This window comes from Halorubrum sp. CBA1125 (assembly GCF_009742825.1).
Taxonomy (GTDB): domain Archaea; phylum Halobacteriota; class Halobacteria; order Halobacteriales; family Haloferacaceae; genus Halorubrum.
On the sequence record NZ_WPCE01000134.1, the window covers coordinates 1 to 7,893 of the forward strand.

The following is a 7,893-nucleotide window of genomic DNA, read 5'->3' on the forward strand; positions in this document are numbered from 1 at the left end:
ACGCCGGGCGTGGTCCGGGCTGTTCGGCACGCGCGACCAGCGCGAGGGGATGGCGGCGTTCCTCGCGAAGCGAGACCCCGACTTCGAGTGATCCGGGCGGACGCCGTCCGTGTCACCGGTCCTCACCGCGGGCGGTCAATCGCCACGCTTTATTGAACCCCCCGAGTACCCGCGACATGGACCAGTTGCGGCAGTCGCTCCTCGACGCGCCGATCATCGAGAAAGGCGAGTACCAGTACTTCGTCCACCCGATAAGCGACGGGGTTCCGATGCTCGAACCGGAGCTGCTCCGGGAGATCGTCATCCGGATCATCCGGAAGGCCGAACTGGAGAACGTCGACAAGATCGTCACGCCAGCCGCGATGGGGATCCACATCTCCACCGCGCTCTCGCTCATGACCGACATCCCGCTCGTCGTCATCCGGAAACGACAGTACGGCCTCGACGGCGAGGTGCCGCTGTTCCAGGAGACGGGCTACTCCGAGTCGGAGATGTACATCAACGACGTCGAGGAAGGCGACCGCGTGCTCGTCCTCGACGACGTGCTCTCGACCGGCGGCACGATGAAGGCGATCCTCGACGCGCTCACCAACGAGGTCGGCGCCGACGTCGTCGACGTCGTCGCCGTGATCAAGAAGGCCGGCGACAACGAGCTCGACGGCACCGACTACAACGTGAAGACGCTGATCAACGTCACCGTCGACGACGGCGAGGTCGTGATCGTCGACGCGCAGGGCGACGACTAAGCCCGGCACGACTAGCCCGGCGTGCCCCCGTCCGCTACTCGGCGACCTTGGCTTCGAACTGCTCGCGCACCTTCTCCACCTTCGGCTTCGCGTGGAAGGTGCAGTAGGCGTCGTTCGGGTTCTTCGCGAAGTAGTCCTGGTGGTACTCCTCGGCCTCGTAGAACGCGTCGAGCGGCTCTACCTCGGTGACCACGTCGTCGTCGTACTCCTCGTCGAGCGCCGCGACGTACGACTCGGCGACCTCGCGCTGCTCGTCGTCGTGGGGCAACACGATCGACCGGTACTGCGTGCCGACGTCCGGTCCCTGCCGGTTCAGCTGCGTCGGGTCGTGGATCGAGAAGAACACCTCCAGCAGGTCGACGTACTCGAGCACGTTTGGGTCGTACTCGACGCGCACGACCTCCGCGTGGCCGGTCTCACCCGAACACACCGCCTCGTAGGTGGGGTCCTCGACGTGCCCGCCGGCGTACCCGCTCGTCACCGACTCGACGCCCTCCAGTTGCTCGAGCGCCGCCTCGATACACCAGAAACACCCGCCGCCGAGCGTGGCGGCGTCCAGTCCGTCGCTCATGGCCTCCCTTGGGGCCGAACGGTCTTAACTCGCGTGCGTCCGAACCGGCGGCGGGGAGAATCACTGCGAGACGCGGCTCACGCGGACCGGTCGCGGAGCGCGGCCAGCACTTCGACCGTGCCGTCCATGTGGGCCGACTCGACCACGACATCCGCCGCGCTCCGGGCGGCCGCGTCCGCGTTGGCGACGGCGTACGACTCCCCGACGACCTCGAAGGTCGAGACGTCGTTCTCGCTGTCGCCGACCGCGACGAAGTCGACGGCGTCGATCCCGAGCGTCTCGGCCGCTCGCTTGAGCCCGCGGCCCTTGCTCACGTCCGGGGACTTGACGTGGTACGCGTACCCGGTGTCGACCACCTCGACGTCGCCGGCGGCCGCGGCCACCTCTCGCAGCAGCGCCTCGTCGGCGTCGATGGAGACCGCGACCTCCGTCTCGCGCCACCGGTTCGCGGTGTCGCCGTCTCCCCACCCGAGGTCGCCGCCGCGCTCGCGAAACGCCTCGACGACGGCCCACGCCGCGTCGGGGTCGCCGACGATCGTCGTCTTCCCGTCGACGTACACCACGCCGCCGTTCTCGGCGATCACCCGCTCCCGCCGGCCGAGGAAGCTCGCGAGCGCGACCGGGTACGGGAACGCCTTCCCGGTGGCGAACACCACCGGCGCGTCCCACTCGGGTAACAGCTCGAACACCCGGGGATCGAGACGGCCGGTCGGCGTCGTCAGCGTTCCGTCGATGTCGAGAACCAGCGGTGGAACCATACCCGCGGTGATCACGGGAGACGCAACTGTCTTCCGTTCGACCGCGACCTCGGTCAGCCGCCCAACGGCCGGTCAGCCACCCAGCGGTCGGTCGGCCGCCCAGCGACCGGTCAGCCGCCCGGCGCCGACCCACGCCGCCGCGACTCGCGGCCGCCCTCAGTTCGACCACGAGAGGCGGTCGAACAGCTCCCGGTACACGAGGATGGGGAACCGCGGGACGAGTCGGCTCGGCGGACGCCCCTTGCCCTCGCTCCGCGACGCGGTGACCCGGTCGATCAGGCCCGCGTCGGCAAGTTCGTAGAGCACGCGACGGACGGTGGACGCCGACAGGTCGACCGTCTCTCGGGCGGCGACCGCCTCGGTCGCGACGCTCACCGAGGACCGCTCGGCGGCGGAGAGCGTCACGAGTTCGTAGAGGAGTCGTCGCCGGCTCTCCGAGAGCCCGAGCACCCGTCCGAGCGCGACGCCGGGCTGCGGGACGGCCTCGATCCCCGCGTCGAGGTCGCGCGGCCTGACCGTGGAGGCGCCGGCCCGCTCTGCGACGATCGCCGCGCCCGCGACGGCCGCGAGCCCGTCGTGAGCGTCGCCGTCGGCCCACTCGACGACCTCGCGGATCTGGTCGTGCGTGAGGACGTCGCGGCCGAGCCCGGTCGAACACCGGCCGGTCAGGACCTCCACCAGCACGTGCCGCCGGTACGCGGAGAACTCGACGGTCACGTCCGGGTTCCAGTCGACCGTCTCGACCGGGTCGCGCCCGAGACAGGCCGGGACGACGCGACCGGCGGCGTCGGTGAGCCAGTCGACGACCGTCCCCGGAGACGGCGTCTCGGGCTCGTTCGTGTGGTCGACCGCCACGACCACGTCGGGGCCCGTGTCGACGGCGTCTCGGAGCGACGCGGCGAGCTCGTCCGTCTCGACCCCGTGGTCGGGGACCGGCTCGTTCGTCACCGCCGCGAGGACCGCGCGGTAGAGGCGGAACCGCGTCGCGGCCCGGCGGGCGTCGACGTAGACGAACTCGGGGAGCGTCGGCTCGGCCGCCCGCGTCGACGTGAGGATCGCCCGTCGGGGGGCGCTGCGCGTCGCGAGCCGATCGAAGAGCGCGGAGACGACGGCGGACTTCCCGCTGCCTTTCGGCCCGTGAACGTAGACGCTCGGCGGGAGCGATCCGGAGAACGCCGGGGCGAACGCGTCGAGCAGCCGCTCGATCGCCGCGCCCCTCCCGACCGGCGACTCGGGGTGCGACACCGGAGAGACGGCGTCGAGGTCGAGGAGGACCCCGGTGCCGGACTCGTGGTCGAGCCGGCGCTCGATCCGCTCGTCGATGTTCACGGCGCCGCCTCCGTGGGTGGGGGGGACCCTCCGGTGCGCAGCGGCGTCACTTCGGTGTGGGCGACGGCGACGGACGCGTGGGTCGCTCATCGGTCACTCTTCGCGTGCCCAGTCGAGCGACCGCTCGACGGCGTCGCCCCACCGGTCGTAGAGCTCGTCGACCGCCGCCTCCGTCTTCTCCGGGGTGAACTCCCGGTCGACCTGCCAGTTGTCGCGCAGCTCGTCGACGGTGTCCCAGTACCCGACCGCGAGCCCGGCGGCGTACGCGGCACCGAGCGCGGTGGTCTCGTCGACCTCCGGCCGTTCGATCGTCGTCTGGAGGATGTCGGACTGGAGCTGACAGAGGAAGTCGTTTTTCACCGCGCCGCCGTCGACCCGGAGGCTCGTCGTCTCCACGCCGGAGTCGGCCTCCATCGCCTCCGCGACGTCGCGCGTCTGGTACGCGATGCTCTCTAAGGCGGCGCGGACGATGTGTTCCTTCCGGGTGCCGCGGGTCATCCCGACGATGGTCCCGCGGGCGCGACCGTCCCAGTGCGGGGCGCCGAGGCCCGTGAACGCCGGGACCATGTAGACGCCGTCGGTCGAGTCGACCGACCGGGCCAGCTCCGCGGTCTGCGCGGCGTTGTTGATCAGGTCGACGTCTTCGAGCCACTCGATCGCGGCGCCGGTGATGAAGATCGATCCCTCCAGCGCGTACTGGACGGGTTCGCCGGACAGCTGGAACCCGATCGTCGTCAGGAGCCCGTGGTCGGACTCGACCGCCTCGGTGCCCGTGTTCATCAGGTAGAACGACCCGGTGCCGTAGGTGTTCTTCGCGTCTCCCGCGTCGAAGCAGATCTGGCCGAACAGCGCGGCCTGCTGGTCGCCCAAGGCGCCCGCGACGGGAATCTCCTCGCCGAGGAACCCGTCCGCGTCGGTGTGTCCGTAGTACGCCTCGTCGGAGGAGGGCCGCACCTCGGGCACCATCTCCTCGGGCACGTCGAACTCGGCCAACAGCTCGTCGTCCCACGCCAGCTCTCGGATGTTGTACAGCATCGTTCGGGAAGCGTTCGTGACGTCCGTGACGTGGTTGCCCGTCAGGTTGTAGACGAGCCAGGAGTCGACGGTTCCCATCAGGAGCTCGCCCTCGCGTGCGCGGTCACGGAGGTCGCCCCCGCGCGAACTCCGCATCTTGAGCGGCTCGGCGTTGTCGAGGAGCCACTCAGTCTTGGTCGCGGAGAAGTAGGCGTCGGCCTCGAGGCCGGTCTTCTCGCGGATCTCCTCCGCCTTACCGGCCTCCTGAAGTTCCTCGACGCGGTCCGTCGTCCGGCGATCTTGCCACACCAAGGCGTTGTGAACCGGCTTGCCCGTCTCGCGGTCCCAGACGATCGTCGTCTCGCGCTGATTGGTGATTCCGATGGCGTCGAGCTGGCTCGCCTCCACCCCGCCGTCCGCGAGGCCGTCGCGGACGACCCGTTTCGTGTTCTCCCAGATCTCGATCGGGTCGTGTTCGACCCAGCCCGGATTCGGGTAGATCTGCTCGTGTCGTTCGTACGCGTTCGCGACGACCCGCCCGCCGTGGTCGAACACCATAAAACGGGTCCCGGTCGTCCCCTGATCAATCGCACCGACGTACTGTGTCATGTGTTGTGTCCTCCCGTGGTGCCGATCCGCTCGCGACGGCGCCCGGGCGCGACGACCGCCGGAGAGCGTCACGCGCCCGGTCTCGCATCCGGAATCCGGGACCGGCACGTCCGCCGGGCCACCGAGCCGGAGACGGTCGATCGACGCCGTCGAGACACCTCTTCACGAATATCACCACGCTATCCATGAACATACTGCACTATCACAATAACCTTCGCGTTGACACTCGCGACACGGAGCGCACAACGCGTATCTGGCGGACCGTTCGCGCGCCATGGCGCTCGTTCGAGCCGAGCCGGCAAATTGTTATGGATAGTACCGGGGAGGAGGTAACATAAAGTGGGCGGGGGCCGAGCGGATCGATATGGATCGACGGGCGGACGTCGTCGTCGTCGGTGGGGGGTCGACGGGGTGTGGCGTCGTCAGGGATCTGGCGCGCCGCGGGCTCGAGGCGGTCCTCGTCGAGAAGGGGAACCTGACCCACGGCACGACGGGGCGTATGCACGGGCTGTTACACAGCGGGGGACGGTACGCGGTGTCGGACCGGAAGAGCGCCCGCGAGTGCATCGAGGAGAACCGGGTGCTCCGCGACATCGCGGCCCACTGCGTCGAGGAGACCGGCGGCATGTTCGTGAAGCGCCCGGAGGACTCCGAGGAGTACTTCCGGGAGAAGCTGGCGGGCTGTCGCGCGTGTGACATCCCCGTCGAGGTGATCGACGGCGCGGAGGCCCGCCGGCGCGAGCCGTACCTCGCGCGCGACGTCGAGAAGGCGATCGTCCTCCCGGACGCCGCGATCGACCCGTTCCGGCTCTGCGTCGCGAACGCGGCCGACGCGCGCGAGCACGGCGCGCGGATCGAGACCCACGCCCCGGTCACCGACGTGCTCGTCGAGGACGGCGACGTCGTCGGCGTCGAGGTGGAACACGACGCCGGCCCGGGCAAGCGGGTCCACCGCGAGCCCGGCACCACCGAGGAGATCCGCGCTCGCCACGTCGTCAACGCGACCGGCGCGTGGGCCGGTCGCGTGGGTGAGATGGCGGGCGTCGACGTCGCGGTGCGCCCCTCGAAGGGCGTGATGACGGTGATGAACACCCGGCAGGTCGACACCGTGATCAACCGCTGCCGACCGAAGGGCGACGCCGACATCGTCGTCCCCCACGAGACCGCCTGCATCCTCGGCACCACCGACGAGGAGGTCGACGACCCGGAGGACTACCCCGAGGAGGAGTGGGAGGTCGACCTCGTGATCGAGACGCTCTCGGAGCTGATCCCGGCGCTGAAGGACGCCCGGACGCTCCGCTCGTTCTGGGGCGTCCGACCCCTCTACGAGCCGCCGGGGACGGGCACGGAGGACCCGACCGACATCACCCGCGACTACTTCCTGTTGGACCACGCCGACCGCGACGACCTCCCGGGGATGACGACCATCGTCGGGGGGAAGCTCACCACCTACCGGCTGATGGCCGAGGCGATAAGCGACCACGTCTGTGAGACCCTCGGCCACGAGGCGACCTGCGACACGGCAGAGGCGCCGCTGCCCGGCTCGGAGAGCCCAGCCCGGATGCGGGAACTGATGGACGAGTTCGGGCTCCGGTCGCCGGTCGCTCGCCGGTCCGGACAGCGGCTCGGATCGCGCGCGGACGACGTGCTCTCCGAGGTCGACCCGAACCCCGTCGTCTGCGAGTGCGAAGGCGTCACCCGCGCGGAGGTCCGCGACGCGATCGACGAGTCGGGGACGGACCTCAACGCGGTCCGCCTGCGGACCCGCGCCTCGATGGGCAACTGTCAGGGCGGCTTCTGTGCCCACCGGATCGCGGCGGAGCTGGCAGGAGAATACCCGGAGCCGGTCGTCCGCGACGCCGAAGACGAGCTGTACCAGGAGCGCTGGAAGGGCCAGCGACACGCGCTGTGGGGGCGCCAGCTCTCGCAGGCGATGTTGAACCACCTGCTGCACGCGACGACGATGAACCGCGACGGCGACCCGGCGACCCTCGACCGCGAGGTCGATTTCGACGCGTTCGACGCGGGCGCCGGTGCGTCCGGACCCAACGAATCGGGAGCTGCCGATACAGCCGCGACGGACGGCGGCCGCGCAGCCAACGACGCGGGCGCCGACGGAGGCGAGCATGGCGATCGATAGCGACGTCCTCGTCGTCGGGGGCGGGCTCGCGGCGATCACCTCGCGATCGCCGCGGTCCGCGAGGGCGCGGACGTCCGGCTCGTCTCGCACAAGGCGAGCACGCTCCGGCAGGCCTCCGGGCTGATCGACGCGCTCGGGTACGTCCCGGCGACGGAGCCGACCGAGCCCCTGCGCGAGGGGCCGCCGACCGCGGGCCGCGAGCTCGACCGCGACGAGTGGCCGGACCCCGAGGGGCCGCTTTCCGACCCCTTCCAGGCGATCGACCGGCTCCCCGAGACGCACCCCTACCGGATCGTCGGGGCGGACGCCCTCCGCGAGGGGCTCGCTCTCTTCGACGACCTCGCGGGAGACGCCTACCGCGGGAGCCACACCGATCGGAACGCCCTCCTGCCGACGTTCGGCGGGAGCGTGAAGCCGACCGCGCGGTACCCCGCGGCCGCCGAGGCGGGGCTCGCGAGCGACCCGCGGCCGACCCTGATCGTCGGGTTCCGGTCGCTCACCGAGTACGACGCGCGGGCGTTCGCGGCGCGGCTGGAGGCGGCCGGCGTCCCGTTCGACGCCGCCGGCGCGGAGGTGGCGTTCGCCGAGGCGTTCCCCGACGACACCAAGGTGACGCGGTTCGCCAAGGCGCTCGACCACGACGAGCCGATCGACGGGACGCCGGCGCGGGAGGCGCTCGCGAAGGCGGTCGCGCCGCACCTCCACGACGTCGTCGACGAGGCCGGC

The 7,893-nt window shown here is 70.6% G+C and carries 6 protein-coding genes and 2 pseudogenes; 4 read left to right on the forward strand and 4 right to left on the reverse strand.

What is annotated here, in order from left to right; translation table 11 throughout:
- Positions 1 to 91: pseudogene (locus tag GJ633_RS11635) on the forward strand (enoyl-CoA hydratase/isomerase family protein); the annotation flags it as partial.
- Positions 92 to 176: 85 nt separating this feature from the next.
- Positions 177 to 746 (forward strand): hypoxanthine/guanine phosphoribosyltransferase, encoded by a 570-nt coding sequence (gene hpt, locus GJ633_RS11640; RefSeq protein ID WP_156588959.1) that lies wholly within the window; start codon positions 177 to 179, stop codon positions 744 to 746.
- Between the two features lie 34 nt (positions 747 to 780).
- Here the strand turns inward: hpt and msrA are convergent, their stop codons facing one another.
- The 4 genes from msrA to glpK form a co-directional block, all read right to left on the reverse strand.
- Positions 781 to 1,317 carry a peptide-methionine (S)-S-oxide reductase MsrA gene (gene msrA, locus GJ633_RS11645; protein ID WP_156588960.1) on the reverse strand — a complete coding sequence of 179 codons (537 nt, stop codon included), beginning with the start codon at positions 1,315 to 1,317 and terminating at the stop codon, positions 781 to 783.
- A gap of 77 nt (positions 1,318 to 1,394) precedes the next feature.
- Positions 1,395 to 2,075, reverse strand: a complete 681-nt coding sequence (locus GJ633_RS11650) for a phosphoglycolate phosphatase (protein WP_156588961.1) — start codon at positions 2,073 to 2,075, stop codon at positions 1,395 to 1,397.
- Between the two features lie 156 nt (positions 2,076 to 2,231).
- Positions 2,232 to 3,404: an AAA family ATPase gene (locus GJ633_RS11655; protein WP_321169049.1), complete on the reverse strand. Its 1,173-nt coding sequence runs from the start codon at positions 3,402 to 3,404 to the stop codon at positions 2,232 to 2,234.
- A gap of 93 nt (positions 3,405 to 3,497) precedes the next feature.
- Positions 3,498 to 4,976 (reverse strand): glycerol kinase GlpK, encoded by a 1,479-nt coding sequence (gene glpK / locus GJ633_RS11660; protein WP_394351151.1) that lies wholly within the window; start codon positions 4,974 to 4,976, stop codon positions 3,498 to 3,500.
- A 415-nt stretch (positions 4,977 to 5,391) separates the two neighbouring features.
- Between glpK and glpA the strand changes: the two genes are divergently transcribed.
- Both glpA and GJ633_RS11670 read left to right on the forward strand, forming a co-directional pair.
- Positions 5,392 to 7,167 carry an anaerobic glycerol-3-phosphate dehydrogenase subunit GlpA gene (gene glpA, locus GJ633_RS11665; protein ID WP_156588964.1) on the forward strand — a complete coding sequence of 592 codons (1,776 nt, stop codon included), beginning with the start codon at positions 5,392 to 5,394 and terminating at the stop codon, positions 7,165 to 7,167.
- Positions 7,154 to 7,893 (forward strand): annotated as a pseudogene (locus tag GJ633_RS11670) (FAD-binding protein); the annotation flags it as partial. The gene glpA and the pseudogene GJ633_RS11670, both read left to right, overlap by 14 nt.